The organism is Aeromonas sp. FDAARGOS 1409 (assembly GCF_019048705.1).
Classification (GTDB): Bacteria; Pseudomonadota; Gammaproteobacteria; order Enterobacterales; family Aeromonadaceae; genus Aeromonas; species Aeromonas sanarellii.
Genome location: NZ_CP077395.1, coordinates 2054782 through 2069225 on the forward strand (window position 1 = coordinate 2054782; position 14444 = coordinate 2069225).

12 protein-coding genes are annotated in these 14444 nt (G+C 67.0%); 5 read left to right on the forward strand and 7 right to left on the reverse strand.

Features of this window, described 5'->3' with window-relative positions:
- Nucleotides 1-35: 35 nt before the first annotated feature.
- Nucleotides 36-2411 carry a zinc/cadmium/mercury/lead-transporting ATPase gene (locus I6L39_RS09820; protein ID WP_216991670.1) on the reverse strand — a complete coding sequence of 792 codons (2376 nt, stop codon included), beginning with the start codon at nucleotides 2409-2411 and terminating at the stop codon, nucleotides 36-38.
- 253 nt (nucleotides 2412-2664) lie between these two features.
- On the opposite strand from I6L39_RS09820, the gene tpx reads away from it, so the two are divergent.
- The 3 genes from tpx (at nucleotide 2665) to I6L39_RS09835 (ending at nucleotide 6099) form a co-directional block, all read left to right on the forward strand.
- Nucleotides 2665-3165, forward strand: coding sequence for a thiol peroxidase (gene tpx / locus I6L39_RS09825; protein WP_209794736.1), 501 nt, complete (start codon nucleotides 2665-2667; stop codon nucleotides 3163-3165).
- A gap of 148 nt (nucleotides 3166-3313) precedes the next feature.
- Nucleotides 3314-4534 (forward strand): DEAD/DEAH box helicase, encoded by a 1221-nt coding sequence (locus I6L39_RS09830; RefSeq protein ID WP_216991671.1) that lies wholly within the window; start codon nucleotides 3314-3316, stop codon nucleotides 4532-4534.
- Nucleotides 4535-4614: 80 nt separating this feature from the next.
- Complete coding sequence (locus I6L39_RS09835) at nucleotides 4615-6099, forward strand: alkaline phosphatase D family protein (protein ID WP_216991672.1); 1485 nt, start codon at nucleotides 4615-4617, stop codon at nucleotides 6097-6099.
- A gap of 74 nt (nucleotides 6100-6173) precedes the next feature.
- On the opposite strand, the gene I6L39_RS09840 is transcribed toward I6L39_RS09835, so the two are convergent.
- The 5 genes from I6L39_RS09840 to I6L39_RS09860 all read right to left on the reverse strand — a co-directional run bounded on the left by I6L39_RS09840 (nucleotide 6174) and on the right by I6L39_RS09860 (nucleotide 12238).
- Nucleotides 6174-6962 (reverse strand): hypothetical protein, encoded by a 789-nt coding sequence (locus I6L39_RS09840; protein WP_216991673.1) that lies wholly within the window; start codon nucleotides 6960-6962, stop codon nucleotides 6174-6176.
- The gene (locus I6L39_RS09845; protein ID WP_216991674.1) at nucleotides 6959-8275 is read right to left on the reverse strand and encodes a sphingomyelin phosphodiesterase; all 1317 of its coding nucleotides are present in this window, start codon (nucleotides 8273-8275) and stop codon (nucleotides 6959-6961) included. The genes I6L39_RS09840 and I6L39_RS09845 overlap by 4 nt, the downstream gene beginning before the upstream one ends.
- Nucleotides 8276-8498: 223 nt before the next feature.
- The gene (locus tag I6L39_RS09850; protein WP_216991675.1) at nucleotides 8499-10058 is read right to left on the reverse strand and encodes a PAS domain-containing methyl-accepting chemotaxis protein; all 1560 of its coding nucleotides are present in this window, start codon (nucleotides 10056-10058) and stop codon (nucleotides 8499-8501) included.
- Nucleotides 10059-10223: 165 nt separating this feature from the next.
- Nucleotides 10224-10523 carry a hypothetical protein gene (locus I6L39_RS09855; RefSeq protein WP_209794730.1) on the reverse strand — a complete coding sequence of 100 codons (300 nt, stop codon included), beginning with the start codon at nucleotides 10521-10523 and terminating at the stop codon, nucleotides 10224-10226.
- Between the two features lie 110 nt (nucleotides 10524-10633).
- Entirely contained in the window at nucleotides 10634-12238 is a 1605-nt protein-coding gene (locus I6L39_RS09860; protein ID WP_216991676.1) for an ABC transporter substrate-binding protein, read from the reverse strand.
- A 170-nt stretch (nucleotides 12239-12408) separates the two neighbouring features.
- Between I6L39_RS09860 and I6L39_RS09865 the strand changes: the two genes are divergently transcribed.
- Both I6L39_RS09865 and I6L39_RS09870 read left to right on the forward strand, forming a co-directional pair.
- Entirely contained in the window at nucleotides 12409-13116 is a 708-nt protein-coding gene (locus tag I6L39_RS09865) for a ParB-like protein (RefSeq protein WP_216991677.1), read from the forward strand.
- 85 nt (nucleotides 13117-13201) lie between these two features.
- Nucleotides 13202-13630: a DUF2753 family protein gene (locus tag I6L39_RS09870; protein WP_042074087.1), complete on the forward strand. Its 429-nt coding sequence runs from the start codon at nucleotides 13202-13204 to the stop codon at nucleotides 13628-13630.
- A 10-nt stretch (nucleotides 13631-13640) separates the two neighbouring features.
- Here the strand turns inward: I6L39_RS09870 and I6L39_RS09875 are convergent, their stop codons facing one another.
- Entirely contained in the window at nucleotides 13641-14384 is a 744-nt protein-coding gene (locus tag I6L39_RS09875) for an enoyl-CoA hydratase-related protein (protein WP_161469980.1), read from the reverse strand.
- Between the last annotated feature and the right edge of the window lie 60 nt (nucleotides 14385-14444).

The following is a 14444-nucleotide window of genomic DNA, read 5'->3' on the forward strand; positions in this document are numbered from 1 at the left end:
GGGGGCGGCTGTTGGCTGTGCCGTTAAGGGCCGGCTTAGCGCTTGCGCAGCAGGCGCAGGGCGTTGGCGGTGACCAGGGCGGTGGCGCCGGTATCCGCCAGCACCGCTATCCACAGACCCGTGATGCCGAGCAGGCTGGTGACCAGGAAGACGGCCTTGAGCCCCAGCGCCAGCGCTATGTTCTGGTGGATGTTGGCGAGCGCCGCGCGCGAGAGCCTGATCATGGCGGCCAGGCCACCGAGCTGGTTGTGGGTCAGGGCCGCGTCCGCGGTCTCCAGCGCCACGTCGGTGCCGCCCCCCATGGCGATGCCGATGCTGGCCCGCTTCATGGCCGGGGCGTCGTTGATGCCATCCCCTATCATGGCCACCCTCTGGGTCTCGGCGAGTCTGGCTATCTCCTCCACCTTGCCCTGGGGCAACAGGCCGGCGCGCCAGCTCATGCCGAGTTCGGTGGCGATGGCCTCGGCGGTGCGCGGGTTGTCCCCGGTCAGCATAAGGCTCTGCAATCCCAGCACCTTGAGCTCCTGCAAGGCCGCCGCGGCCTCGGGCCGGATCTGGTCCCGCAGGGCCAGCAGGGCCGCCGGGGCGGTGTCGGGCTGAGCGAGCACCACCACCGTCTTGCCCTGCTGCTCCAGGGTGGCAATCCTGGCCTGCACCGCCGCATCCAGGGCGGCGACCCGGCTCGGTGCCAGCAGCTGCCAGAGGGTGCCGTCGATGCGACCCTCCACCCCCATGCCGGGCAGGGCACGCAGCGCCTGGGCCGCGGCGAGGCTGAGGCCACGTTCGCCGGCCGCCGCCACAATCGCCTTGGCCAGCGGGTGATGGGAGCCCTGCTCGATGGTTGCCGCCAGGGCCAGCAACGCGTCCTCACCCCGGTCGTTCAGGGCGATGACGTCGGTCAGCTGCGGCTTGCCCAGGGTCAGTGTGCCGGTCTTGTCGAACGCCACCGTATCGATGTGGGCGAGGCGCTCCAGGGCCGCGCCCCCCTTGATCAGGGCACCCTGGCGGGTGGCCGCCGCCAGGGCCGAGGTGACGGCCGCCGGGGTGGAGATGACCAGGGCGCAGGGGCAGCCGATCAGCAGCAGCGCCAGGGCGCGGTAGATCCACGGATCCCACGCCTGGCCGAAGGCGAGCGGTGGCACCAGCATCACCAGCAGGGCGATCAGCATCATGGCCGGGGTGTACCAGCGGCTGAAACGGTCGATGAAGCGCTCTATGTGCGCGCGCTGGCTCTCGGCCTCCTCGATCAGGTGCAGGATGCGGTCGATGGCGTTGTGGCCGGGCTCGGAGACCACCTCCAGGCGCAGCACCCGATCCGCCGCCAGACTGCCGGCGGGCACCCTGTCACCCCGGCGGCGCTCCACCGGGATAGATTCGCCGGTCAGGGCGCTCTCGTCGAAGGCCCCGAGTGGGTCGAGCAGCACGGCATCGGCGGGCAGTCGGGCGCCCGGGGCGATCTCGACAAGGTCGCCGGGACGCAGCTGCTCGGCCGCCACCTCTTCACGCAGCTCCCCTTCGGGGGTCTTGCGGAGGCGCAGCGCCTTGTCCGGCACCAGCGCCATCAGGGCGGTGACCCCGGCGCGGGCGCGGCCGGCGGCGTAGGATTCCAGATGCTCCCCCAGCATGAAGAGCAGCAGCACCATGGCCGCCTCGGCGGTCTCGCCGAGGAACAGTGCCCCCACGGCGGCGACTGTCATCAGGGTTTCGATGGCGAAGGGGGAGCCGCTTTGGGTCAGTGCCCAGGCCTTGCGGGCGACGGGCCAGAGCCCCCAGAGGGTCGCCAGGACAAACAGCGGCTTGCCGAGGGTGTCCGGCAACAGGGCGGCGATCCCCATCAGGGCCGCCAGCGACAGGGGTTGCCCATATTTGCTGAACAAGTTGCCCAGCGTCGCCAGCCAGGGGCTGCGCTGCTTGTCATCGGCTTTTATCGCCTGGGTGTTTCCCTTGAGCTGGAAACCGGCGGCCAGCACGGCGGCGGTGACGGGATCGGGGGAGAGGCCGGGGGCCAGATCCACCACCAGCTTCTCGGTGGCGAACAGCACGCGAGCCTGGGTGACCCCCTCGACCCGGCTGACGGCGGTCTCTATCTTGCGGGCGCAGCTGGGGCAGTCCATCCCCAGCACCTGCCAGCTGTGGCGGCGGCTGTCGCGGGTGGGGGCAGGCAGGGGGCCGTCGGGGGCGTGTGCATGATGCGCAGGGGGCGGGCTTTTGGCCCCGGCGGGGGGATCCTCATCCCCGGTACATTCGCCTGTGCCGTGCTCCTGGTGATCCCGGGAGGCCTGACGCTGGCAACCCTGGGTCGGGGCGGCGTTGTCGCAGCAGTGGCTGTCGTGCTGGTGCTCGTGGGGGGCGGCCTTGACGATGCCCTTGATGGGGGCGGCATGGGAATGGCCGCAGCAGGATTTGCTCATGATGAGTCCCTCTTGAGTGGATCCCGCCCCTGCGGGATCCCCGATGTCTGGACCCAGTGTAAACCTTGGTCTTTAGTCCAAGGTCAAGCCCGGTTTGTGGTCTTTGTCCGGGTGTCTGATCCCAAGTCCCGTGGCTGGAAAGCGCGGGGGACGGGAGCAGGGCGCAAATCCCTCTTGTTAGCGGGTGTTTGTCCCCGCCCGGCAGGCCTATACTGTGGACCCTGGATCCCACACCGATAATCAAGGACCTAACATGAGCAATACCGTCACCCTGCAAGGCAACCCTGTCTCCGTTTCCGGTCACTTCCCCGTCGCCGGCGAGCAGGCCAAGCCCTTCTCCCTGGTTGCCAAGGATCTGTCCGATGTGACCCTGGCGAACTTCGCCGGTCAGCGCAAGATCCTGAACATCTTCCCGAGCGTCGATACCCCGACCTGCGCCACCTCGGTGCGCAAGTTCAACGAGCAGGCCAGCGCCCTGAACAACGCCGTGGTGCTGTGCATCTCCGCCGACCTGCCGTTCGCCCAGGCCCGTTTCTGCGGCGCCGAGGGGCTGGACAAGGTGGTGAACCTCTCCACCCTGCGCGGCGCCTCCTTCCTGCAGGACTATGGCGTGGCCTTCTCCTCCGGTCCGCTGGTGGGTCTGGCTGCCCGTGCCATCGTCGTACTGGACGAGCACGACAAGGTGCTGCACAGCGAGCTGGTGGCCGAAGTCGCCGACGAGCCGAACTACGCCGCCGCCCTGGCTGCCCTGTAATTCGCGCCCTCTCCTGATTGCCTGACGGCCTGCCCCGTGCACACGGGGCAGGCCGTTTTCATTGCATATCCCGATCCTTTTACTTATGGGACGGCTCTGGCTAGACTTCGCCCCCACATCCTCGTTCAGCCTCTATCTGCGTAGCCCCATGACCTTTGACGAACTCTCCCTCGCTCCCCCCCTGCTGGCCGCCTTGCCCGCGACCCTGCACACGCCCACTCCCGTCCAGCGCCTGGCCATACCGGCGGCGTTGGCCGGCCGGGATCTGCTGGCCCTGGCCCGCACCGGCAGCGGCAAGACCCTGGCATTCGGCCTGCCGCTGCTGCAGCGGCTGGACGCGGCCTCCGATCGGGTGCAGGGACTGGTGCTGGTGCCGACCCGCGAGCTGGCCAGCCAGGTGAGCGCCGCCCTGCAAGGGGTGGCCGAAGGATTGGGGCTGCGGGTCCTGACCCTGTGCGGTGGCGTGGCGCAGGAGCTGCAACAGGCCGAGCTGGCCCTGGGGCCGCAACTGCTGGTGGCGACGCCGGGGCGGCTGCGGGACTTGCTGGCCCAGCAGGTGCTGGGGCTGGGCGCGCTGCGCTGCCTGGTGCTGGACGAGGCGGACCGCCTGCTGGAGATGGGCTTCTGGCCCGATATCCAGTGGCTGATAAAGGCGATGCCCGCCGAGCGTCAGACCCTGCTGTTCTCGGCCACCCTGCCGGCCGAGTTGGAGAGCCTGGCCACCGGCCTGTTGCGGGATCCGGTGCGTATCGAGGCCGAGCCCCTCCACAGCCTGGTGAGCGAGATCGAGGAGCGGCTCTATCTGGTCAACAGGAGCAGCAAGGTGCCGGCGCTGATCGCCCTGCTCAAGGCGCACGACTGGTCCCAGGTGCTGGTCTTCATCAGCGCCAGGGACGACGCCGACGGAGTGGCGAAGAAGCTCGCCAGGGGGGGCATTGCGGTGGCGGCTCTGCACGGGGACAAGGAGCAGGCGGTGCGGGAGCAGGCGCTGGCCGACTTCAGGACGGGCAGGGTACGGGCGCTGGTGGCCACGGATCTGATGGCGCGGGGCATTCACGTGGAGGCGCTGCCCCTGGTGATCAACCTGGATCTGCCTGCCCATGCCCCCGTGTATGTGCACCGCATCGGCCGCACCGCCCGGGCCGGGCGCAGCGGGCTCGCCATCTCCCTCACCTGCCACGGCGACGGCGGGGCGCTCGAGGCGATACGGGCCCTGACCGGGCGGCCCCTGCCGCTGGCGGCGCTCGACGGCTTCCCGGTGACCGATCAGCCGGCGAGCGGGGAGGGCAAGCGGGCCCCCAGGGACAAGCAGGCAAACCGGCGCACCCAGGGCAAGCGCAGCATCAGGCAGTTCAAGGGCAAGGCCTAGGCGCGACGCTGCCCGGTTGGGCAGTATCAAAGGAGGCCTGTTTCGGTATGCTCCATGGACTGGACCATGGAGGATAGCGGATGACGACCCTGGTAATGGGGCCCCTGCTGGGGCTCGAATCTGAGACACAATACAGCATCTGTTTCCTGGCGGTGGCGGGCTTCAAGGGGGCCAGCGTCAGGATCAATGGCAGGCTGCTGACCGCCAGCAAGCAGGCGGATACCCCCAGAGGGGCGTTCTGGCGCGCCGTCTGGTCGGCGACCCCGGAGGCCCGGGCCAGCACGGTCGATTACGAGATCCTGCTGGACGGTGTGGCCGCCCGGGATCTGGCCGGGATAAGCCAGTGGCAGTTTCATCTGCCGGGGCGGGAGGAGCGGGTGCGCATCGGGTATGCCTCCTGCAACGGTTTCTCCGACTTCAAGCTGCTCACCTCCACCCCCCAGCCCTATGTGATGTGGGACAAGCTGGCCGCCGAGCACAGGGAGCATCCCTTCTCGCTGTTGCTGATGGGCGGGGATCAGGTCTATGCCGACTCCCTCTGGACCTCGGTACCGACCCTGAAGGCCTGGAACGAGCTGGATCGGGTGGAGAAGGTCAAACGCAAGGCGACCCGGACCATGGTGGAGCAGCTCGATCGCTTCTATTGCGAACTCTACTGCCGGCAGTGGAACCGCCCCGAGGTGGCCGCCATGCTGGCCCGGGTGCCGAGCGTCATGATGTGGGACGATCACGACATCTTCGATGGCTGGGGCAGCTATCCCGCCGACTTGCAGGGCTGTGAGGTCTATCAGGCCATCTATGCCGCCGCCGCCAAGTATTTCCGGCTGTTCCAGCTGCGCTCCGCTGCCAATGCCTCCTTGCTGGATCCTGCGAACCTGGCCCATCACTCCTGGCGACTGCGTTTTCGGGGCTACCAGATCCTGGCCCTGGACAACAGGGCGACTCGCACCCAGAGCCAGGTGATGAGCCGGGAGCAGTGGGATCAGATCAACGGGGGACTGGCCGATTGCGGCGAGGGGCACCTGCTGGTCATGACCGGGGTGCCCGTGGTCTATCGCGACTTCTCCTTCACCGAGGCGGCGTTCGATGCGACCCCCTGGGAGGAGGAGCTGACCGACGATCTCAAGGATCACTGGCGCGCCAAGTCGCACGAGGGGGAGCGGGCCCGCCTCATCATGCGGCTGCTGGACAACGCCAAAAATCGTCGCCAGCGGGATCCTGGCTGCAAGACCCTGATCCTCTCCGGCGACGTGCACGTGGGCTGCCTCGGGGTGATCCAGGACAAGCGGGACGGGGTGCTCAACGTGCACCAGCTGGTCTCCTCCGGCATAGTGCATCCCTGCCCCACCCAGTTCCAATGGACGGGGATCCTCGCCATGACCAACGACGATCCCGAATACCTCGACGAGAGCCGGCTGATCCGCGCCGAGCTGATCAAGCCGTTCGGCGCCCCCGTCTATCTGCGCACCCGCAACTTCGCCACCCTGCAGATGGGCAGCGACAGCAAGCTGTGGGCCAACTGGCACTGCGAGAACGGGTTGGCGGCCAGCTATCCGCTGGCCTGATGACCCGGCAAACATCAAGGGCCCTGACGGGCCCTTTCTCTTGTGGCGATCAGACTCCCCAGGCCGTCGCCGGTTCAGGGCCGGCCCTGCTCCTGGGCGAAGAAGTCGCGCCTAAACTGCCCGAGCACCACCTCCCTGTGCTGCTGCCAGCTGGCCTCGTCCATGTTGCCTCGGCTGGCCGCCAGCTGCTGCTCCAGCTCGGCCAGCTGCTGCTGATAGTGGCTGCGCTGCGCCAGCTGCTGTTGCCGGCTGGCGGCGAACTGCATGGTCGCCTCGGCCTGCCCGACCGGCAGGAAGTGGCGAGCCAGGGTCGCCAGCTCCTCGTCCCCCCACAGCTGGCGCGCCTGCTGCAAGCGGGCATCCGGGTTGAACAGATCCGCCGCCAGATCCGGATGATCCGCCGCCCACTCATCCTGCAGCCGGCTGAGGGCCGCCAGCCGCTCGGCCAGGGTTAGCTGCTCGCTCTCCTGCGCCAGCTGCTCGAGTGCCAGGGCGTAGCGCCCCTGCAGCCGAAACAGGCTCTCCCCCTCGCTCAGCCATTGGGCCTCTATCGCCTCCAGATTGGCGAGCCGCTCGGCCAGCGGCTGCTCGCTGTCGCTGACCTCGCTGGCGAGCTGCCGATTCATCTCGTCCGGCAGATCGCGCCAGCTGGCAGGGACCTGTGCTGGGCTGGCTGGCGCGGCGGTGGTGGCAATCGGGCCGGTAGCGGGGGCCAGTGGCGGCTGTGTCTGCGGTGACTCGGCGGCGGCTGGCCGAGCGCTCTGGCTGGTGAGCGCCGGCCGCTCGGGCGCCTCCTGCCAGCCGAGGTGGAGCAGCAACAGCGCCAGCACCGCCAGGGCCAGGAACCCGTAACGGCGCTTCATCGGCTGATCTCTCCCTTGACCGGGAAGTGATCGGAGAGGTTGCTGGCGGGCCAGAGGCTGCCATCGCTGCTGCGCGGGATCCAGACGCTGTTGAGGTTGTGGCTGACGGTGCCGTACTCCTGGCTCACCACCAGATAGTCCAGATACTCGACGTTGGCGCCGCCTGAGAGGGGCCCGCCGGCGTAGGGGTTGATCCTGGGATCGAAGGTGGCCTCGGTGTAGCCGCCATAGGCGGGCTCATGGGCGTTGAGGTTGGCCAGCATGCCGGCGTAGTCGTCGGCGAACTTGCGCTTGTTGACGTTGAAGTCGCCACCGTAGATGACGGTGTCGCTTGCCGGGATCCCGAGGCTGGCGGCCAGGGTGCGGATCTGGCCGAACTGGATCTGGCGCAGCCGGCGCGCCTCGTCGGTGTCGAAGCTGGCGGTGTGGGTGGCAAACAGGTGCCAGGCCTTGCCCCCCTTGATCACCTCGGCGTACATCACCCCCTTGTCGGCGAAGCAGTCGGTGCCGGTGCACTGGGGATAGACCAGCTGGGCCTCGCGCACTATGGGGTAGCGGCTGACGATCACCACGCCGCCGTCGTGGATGTTGACCCCGGGCTTGTCGAGCACCTTGGTCTGGTAGGGGTACTCCCTGGCCAGCGCCTGCAGGAAGCCCTCGCGCCGACCGTCGAACACCTCCTGCAACAGCAGGGCGTCATAGCCCTTGAGATGATCGGGCAGCAGCGCCAGCCGCTCGCCTATGCTGGCGGCGATCACCGGCAGGGCCCAGACGTTGTAGCTGGCGACCTTGAGCTTGTCTTCTGCCGGTTCCGGCTGCTCCCGCTGTTGTGGTGGGGTGAGCATGTAGTGCAGATCGTCGTAACGGCCGGTGAACTTGGCGGCGAAGGCCAGCTCCTGCGGTCCCCGGGTGCGATGCAGGGCGCGATCGTTCTGCCAGCCGGAGCTGGCGGTCGGCGTCTCGCCGCCGTGCTGCAGGGTGCTGTTCCACCAGGTGCCCTCCATCCGCTGGTTGAGGCGATAGGTGTCGCCGCCGGCGGTGGTGACACGGGTTTCGAACAGATAGAGCTTGCCCGCCTGCACTCCCTCGTAGCGATTGAAGCTGAGCACCATGGCGCTCTCCCAGGGGCCCAGCTCCGTCCTGTGCTGAATCCACTGGCTGCCAGCCTGCAGCTGGCCGCTGCCGCTTTGGTTGACCGTCAGTTGCAGGGGTTCCGGGCTGTTGTTGGTGAGGTAGACATCGGTGTCGGCCAGCGCCTGCAGCGGCAGGGCGCCGGCGAGCAGCAGGGCGGCATAGCTCAGAGCGTTGTGCATCATGAAGTCCTTTTGGTTGAGGCACGATGGAAAGTGACTGTTATGGCGGGCGTTGGAGTAATTCCATTTACATTTTTGTTACAAATGTATGAAAGGCCCCATATGGGGGTGAGAAACGGAGGAGGGGAGCGCAACCGGGTAGGGCCGGCGTCTGGCATCAAGGGGTGGTGGCGGAGAAATCGCAGCGCGTCCGGAGACGCGCCTGGCTACACGGAGGGCAATTTCAGTCGTGGAACTGGGTGATCAGGCGGGAGAGGTTTTGCAGCCGCTCCACCAGCAGGGTGATGCCATCCAGCGCCTGTCGGCTGTTGTCCGCGGTGTGGCTCGCCAGCTGATGGATCTGCTGTATCCCCTGATCCAGGGTGCTGGTGACATCCGCCTGCTGGCTGACCGCCTGGGCTATCTCGTCGCTGGTGTGGGTCACCCGGGTCAGCATCTGGTTGATCTGGTCGAGCACCTCGGCGGTAGCCCCCATGTGCTGCTGGCAGCGCTCCGAGGTTTGCGCCCCCTGGGCCATGCCATCTGACAACTGCCGGGTGCTCTGCTGCAGGGCCCCTATCATCTCGCTGATCTCACCGGTGGAGCTGCGGGTCTTCTGGGCCAGAGCCCGGATCTCGTCGGCCACCACCGCAAAGCCGCGCCCCTGCTCGCCGGCCCGGGCCGCCTCGATGGCCGCATTGAGGGAGAGCAGGTTGGTCTGATCCGCGATCTGCCCGATGACCTCCAGGATGCCGCTGATCTTCTGGCTGTCCTGGTTCAGGCGGGCCAGCACCGCCTGACTGGCATCCAGCTCCTGATGCAGCTGGTTCACCGAGGCGCGGGTGGTCGCGAGCGCCTGCCGGCCGCTCTCAGACACCTGCTGCACCTCGCTCACCAGGGCGTTGGCCTGGTGGGCGTTGTCGGCCACGTCGCGAATGGAGTGGCTCATCTCGGTGATGGCCGCCGCCAGCTGCTCGCTCTGGGCCCGCTGCTGTTGCAGGTGGGTGTCTATGGTCTGGATATGGCCCCTGTCATCCTCCGCCGCCTGCAGGATCTGCTGGTTGGTGTCGGCGCTGCGCCCCACCACGGCCCTGAGCTCGGCCTTCCTCATGCGCAGCAGCAGCTCGAGGGCCCCCAGACCGTCCTGCCGCCGGGCGTAGAGCACCTGGCACAGGGGCGTGCCCAGCTCCTCGCCGGCCATGGCCAGCAGCCGGGCCAGCCGCCGCTGCTGGTGCCAGCCATGCCCCATCTGGGCCAGCAGGCAGAGCAGGGTGATGGCGCCCCATCCGGCCTGGCCCGTCACCAGGGCGGCCCCCATGCCCGCCAGGGCCAGCCCGCACAGCAGCAGGGTGAGCTGTCCCGGCTCCAGGGTGAGTCGGCTGAGCCAGGGTAGCGCCCTGCCGGCGCGGATCCGGGCATAGAGCTGCTCCGCCCAGGCGATGTCGTGATCCTGCGGACGGGTGCGGACCGACTGGTATTCGATGATCTGCCGCCGTTCGTTGAGGATGGGGGTGACATAGGCATTGACCCAGTAGAACTGGCCGCTCTTGGTGCGGTTCTTCACCAGCCCCATCCAGCTCTTGCCCTGCTGCAGCCGGCGCCACATGTCGGCGAAGGCGGCCTTGGGCATGTCGGGGTGGCGCACCAGGTTGTGGGGCACCCCCTCCATCTCGGCGGCGCTGTAGCCGGCCACGTCGCAGAAGTGCTGGTTGGCGTAGGTGATGTGACTGCTGGGATCCGTGGTCGAAATCAGCGAGATGTAATCGGGGAAACGGATCTCCCCCTCTTGTGGGTTTGTGGTCATGTGCGCATCCTGAATGAGCCAAGTAACTGATAAATTTGTTTTTATTTTTTGTGACTGTTACGGCGTCATTGTAGATGCGGGGTGTGACACCACCTTGGCTTGGGTCAACAAATCCACGGGATGAAGACTGAAAAAAGTCGTAGATGGCGGGCCTGTGCGGCGGGATCAGCTTCGGGGGGTGAAGTCGTGGATCTCCCCCGTTCTCGGCTTGAAGCGGGGATCCCGGCCCGTATCCCCGTCGACCCAGGCCATGGCCTGGCAGAAACTCTCCTGTTTGGCGAAGGCCTCGCGAGCCCGATCGATGGCTCGCTCGGCGTTGCGCCGCTCCATCTTGCTGGCCTTGCGATCGCTGAACTGCTTCTGCTGGTCCAGCATCCATTCGAGGAAGGCCTGGCGGCACTCGGTTTCACTGGCGGCCTGGGCGGGGAGGGCGATCAACAGGGCAATCAGGGGCAGACAACGCATAGGGCGATCGAATCAACGGGCTGATGGACGAAGAGAAGCGGCATTCTATGCCGGGAACTTGAACGGGAACAGTGCCAGGAGGGGGCCAGACAGGCTGGCCCCTCTATTGCTCAGTGCTTGACGAGGTAGAGCTGGCGGCTGTAGGCCACGTCTTCCGGGTTGTTGATGGGATAGCCCTTGAGCCAGGGCTTGATCAGCCGGGCGTTGGTGTACTGATAGATGGGGGCGATCGGCGCCTCCTCCTGCAGTATGGTCTCGGCCTCGTCGAACAGGCGGGCCCGCTCGGCGGGGTCCTGGCTGGCGGCCGCCCTGGTCAGCAGGGTGTCGTAATGGGGGTTCGCGAAACGGGCCATATTGCCGCTGTGGCCGGATCCCCAGAGGCCGAGGAAGGCGGACGGGTCGTTGTAATCGGCCACCCAGGAGGAGCGGATCACCTCGAACTGGCCGCTCTGGCGGCTGTCGAGGTAGCTCTTCCACTCCTGGTTGGTGAGCTCGACCCTGGCCCCCAGCTTCTGCTTCCACAGGTTGGCGATGGCCAGCGCCATCTTCTTGTGGATCTCCGCCGTGTTGTACAGCAGGGTCAGCTTGAGGGGCTTGTCCGGGCCGTAACCGGCCTCCTTGAGCAGCGCCCTGGCCTGCTCGTCGAGCGCCTGCTGGCTGCGGGTGGAGATCAGGTTGGGCTTGGGCGCGAAGCCGGCGGTCACGTCCGGGGTGAAGTGGTAGGCGGGCTTCTCGCCTGTCCCCAGCACCTTGTCGGCAATCAGGCCCCGATCGATGGTGTAGGAGAGCGCCTTGCGCACCCGCACGTCGTCGAGAGGCGGGCGTTGGGTGTTGAAGGCGTAGTAGTAGGTGCCGAGCTGATCCGGGGTATGGACCTCGCCCGGGATCTGCTGCATCAGCTTGTGATACTGCTCCTTGGGGAAGGACTCGGTGATGTGCAGATCCCCGGCCAGGTAGCGGAGGGTGGCCGCACTCTCCTGGTTGATGGGGACGAAGGTGACCTTGGTCAACACGGTATGGGCGCGATCCCAGTAGTAGGGGTTGGGGGTCAGCTCCAGCTTTTCGTTCACCACCCGGTGACTCAGCACGAAGGCGCCGTTGCCCACCAGCTTGCCGGGCTGGGTCCACTGGCTGCCGTATTGTTCCATGCTGGCCCTGTGCAGCGGCGACAGGCTGGGGTGGGTCAGCAGGCTCAGGAAGTAGGGCACCGGCTGGGAGAGGGTCACCTGCAGGGTATGCTGGTCGAGGGCCTTCACCCCGAGCGCCTCGGGGGCCAGCTTGCCGGCTACGATGTCGTCCACCTTGTCGAAGCGGGCAAGCTGGGCGAACCAGGCGAAGGTGGCGGCTTCTTTCGGATCGACCAGTTTGCGCCAGCCGTAGACGAAGTCGGCGGCGCGCACGGGATCCCCGTTGGACCAGCGGGCATCGGGCCTCAGGTGGAATGTGAACTGCCGGTTGCCCCTGTTCTCCCAGCGGGCGGCCACCCCGGGCAGCACCTTGCCGTCCGGCCCCTGGGTCAGCAACCCCTCGTAGAGATCCCTGAGCACCTGCAGCTCCGGCAGGCCGACCAGCTTGAGGGGGCTCAGGCTGGCCGGCTCATCCTTGAGATGACGCACGACCGCCTGTTCGGCGGCGAGTTCAGTGCCGGGCGGTACATCGGCGGCCTGGACACTGACGCAACCCAGCAGGGCCAGCAGGGGGCTCCATCCTTTCATGGCGAATCCTTCAAATTGTGTGAAGCGGGGAGAAAAGTCGGCGAGAATGCATCGCCGGCAGACGGGAAATCATGATATCCCCTTTGCTGGTCAGACCGCCAGAGTGAGTCCCATGATATCCGGGGTGGCTGTCAACGTGCGCCCGTCTGGGGCGCGAGGAGGAGAGAGTGATGAGAGCATGGATCTTGTTGGCCTGTGTGCTGAGCCAGGGGGCCTGGGCGCTGGCCCCGTGCGAGAAGGAGAGCCCGGTGGGGAGCTGGTGCGAGGTGCGCATCGACCAGCTTCATCCGACCCAGGGCGGGGTGGGCCAGCTGCAGGTGGACGCCACGGCGCAGGAGCTGGCGGACAAGAGCGAGAAGCAGCTCGACAAATTGATGAAAAAGAAAGAGATCCCCATAGTGATTGCCCCCGATGGCGGCTACTGGCTGGTGGACAGGCACCACCTGACCAAGGCGCTGTGGCAGCAGGGGGTGAAGCAGGCCAGGGTCAAGGTGATCGCCCGGCTGCAGGACAGGGCCAACTTCTGGAGCCAGATGCAGAACAACCACTGGGCCTGGCTCAAGGATGAACGGGGCCGGCCCCTGACCCCGGATCAGCTGCCCCGGCACATCGGGGATCTGCCGGACTACCCCTACCGCACCCTGGCGGGGCTGCTGCAGGATGCGGGCTACTTCAGCAAGGGGGAGCAGGTCTATTTCGTCGAGTTCGCCTGGGCCAGCTGGCTCGGCCAGCAGATGGGCTGGCAGCCGGTCAACGAGGCCAACCTCGCGGAGCGCCTCGCCGAGGCCAAGCGCCTGGCCTGCGGCGCCAAGGCCGGCACCCTGCCCGGTTATCCCGGCAAACAGTGTCGCGTCAACCAGCCAAGAGCGGCGGGCTGAGGGATCCTGCACAAAGGCTCGGGTTGATATTTATTCTCGATTGGCCATGATACAGGTTCCACTCGTGTCGGCAGAGGAGAGGAAGATGGCGAATCAACACTGGCAACGTTACATGCTGGAGGCGGAAAACGCCCTGGACATGGGGGCACTTGGCACGGCCATCTGCCTCTATCAGCAGGCCCTGGGCGAGGTGTATGAACTGACGTCCGGGGATCTGGACGAGCTGGCCAGCATGCGGGTCGCCACCTGTCACCGCATGGCCGACTTCTGGCGTGCCATGGACGAACCCGCCTATGAGCTGCGCTACCTCAAGCTCGCCTCCGAACTGGTCACCGCCCTGGTGCCCCAGTGCCCCAACCGGGCGTGCGAATCCCTCATCAGCGAGCTGGGCTGCTGCCGCGCGGCCCTGCTCGCCTTCCTGAAGCGCCACCCCAACCCCGAGATCGCCCGACTGATCCAGGTGCAGGACAAGGTGCAGGGCTGCGAGCTGATCGGGCGTTTTCGCCTGAACTAGCGATTGGCCCTCAGCGCCTGAGCCGGTGGGCGATGCGGCGCTGGGCCTCCTCCCCCTGCAGCGCCTGTGAGAAGGCGCGCGCCTCCAGATCGATGACGAAGTGCACCGCCTGCTTGAGCTCCTGCCTGAGCAGCGCCTTGCTCTTTTGCAGCGCCTTCGGCGGCTTGGCCGCCAGCCTCAGCCCCTGCTCCCGGGCGAAGGGGAGCAGTTCGGACGCCGCCAGCACCCGGTTGGCGAGTCCGAGGCGCAGCGCCTCGGAGGCATCCATGGGGTCGGCCAGCAATAGCAGCTCCGCCGCCTTCAGATGGCCCACGGCGCGGGGCAGCAGCAGGCTGGAGGCGAACTCGGGCACCAGCCCCAGCTCGACGAAGGGCAGTTGCAGCCTGGCGTTGTCCGCCAGATAGACCAGATCGCAGTGCAGCAGCAGGGTGGTGCCTATCCCCACCGCCGGGCCCGCGACGGCGGCGATCACCGGCTTGGGAAAATCGGCCAGGGTGTGGAGGAACTGCAGTATGGGGTCGTCGGCCTCCAGGGTCTCCTTCCCCACGAAGTCCGCGAGATCGTTGCCGGCGGTGAAGCAGTCGGGCTGTCCCTGCAGCAGCAGGGCATGCACGTGCTCGTCCCGGGTCGCCTGGCGCAGCGCGTCGGCAAGGGCCTGATACATCCCGGTGTTGAGGGCATTGCGCTTGTCCGGCCGGTTGAGGGTCAGGATGAGCAGGCCATCCTGCTGTTCGGTCAGAATTGTGAGGGGCATGTCTGAATCCTTGTTGTCGGGGCTGCCAAAAGCTTGCCATAGGGGGTAAGCTTCGCTTCG

Bases quoted from the DNA above. Each gene is read 5' to 3' on its own strand.
- I6L39_RS09820 (WP_216991670.1), bottom strand. From the start codon at position 2,411: ATGAGCAAATCCTGCTGCGGCCATTCCCATGCCGCCCCCATCAAGGGC.
- tpx (WP_209794736.1), top strand. From the start codon at position 2,665: ATGAGCAATACCGTCACCCTGCAAGGCAACCCTGTCTCCGTTTCCGGT.
- I6L39_RS09830 (WP_216991671.1), top strand. From the start codon at position 3,314: ATGACCTTTGACGAACTCTCCCTCGCTCCCCCCCTGCTGGCCGCCTTG.
- I6L39_RS09835 (WP_216991672.1), top strand. From the start codon at position 4,615: ATGACGACCCTGGTAATGGGGCCCCTGCTGGGGCTCGAATCTGAGACA.
- I6L39_RS09840 (WP_216991673.1), bottom strand. From the start codon at position 6,962: ATGAAGCGCCGTTACGGGTTCCTGGCCCTGGCGGTGCTGGCGCTGTTG.
- I6L39_RS09845 (WP_216991674.1), bottom strand. From the start codon at position 8,275: ATGCACAACGCTCTGAGCTATGCCGCCCTGCTGCTCGCCGGCGCCCTG.
- I6L39_RS09850 (WP_216991675.1), bottom strand. From the start codon at position 10,058: ATGACCACAAACCCACAAGAGGGGGAGATCCGTTTCCCCGATTACATC.
- I6L39_RS09855 (WP_209794730.1), bottom strand. From the start codon at position 10,523: ATGCGTTGTCTGCCCCTGATTGCCCTGTTGATCGCCCTCCCCGCCCAG.
- I6L39_RS09860 (WP_216991676.1), bottom strand. From the start codon at position 12,238: ATGAAAGGATGGAGCCCCCTGCTGGCCCTGCTGGGTTGCGTCAGTGTC.
- I6L39_RS09865 (WP_216991677.1), top strand. From the start codon at position 12,409: ATGAGAGCATGGATCTTGTTGGCCTGTGTGCTGAGCCAGGGGGCCTGG.
- I6L39_RS09870 (WP_042074087.1), top strand. From the start codon at position 13,202: ATGGCGAATCAACACTGGCAACGTTACATGCTGGAGGCGGAAAACGCC.
- I6L39_RS09875 (WP_161469980.1), bottom strand. From the start codon at position 14,384: ATGCCCCTCACAATTCTGACCGAACAGCAGGATGGCCTGCTCATCCTG.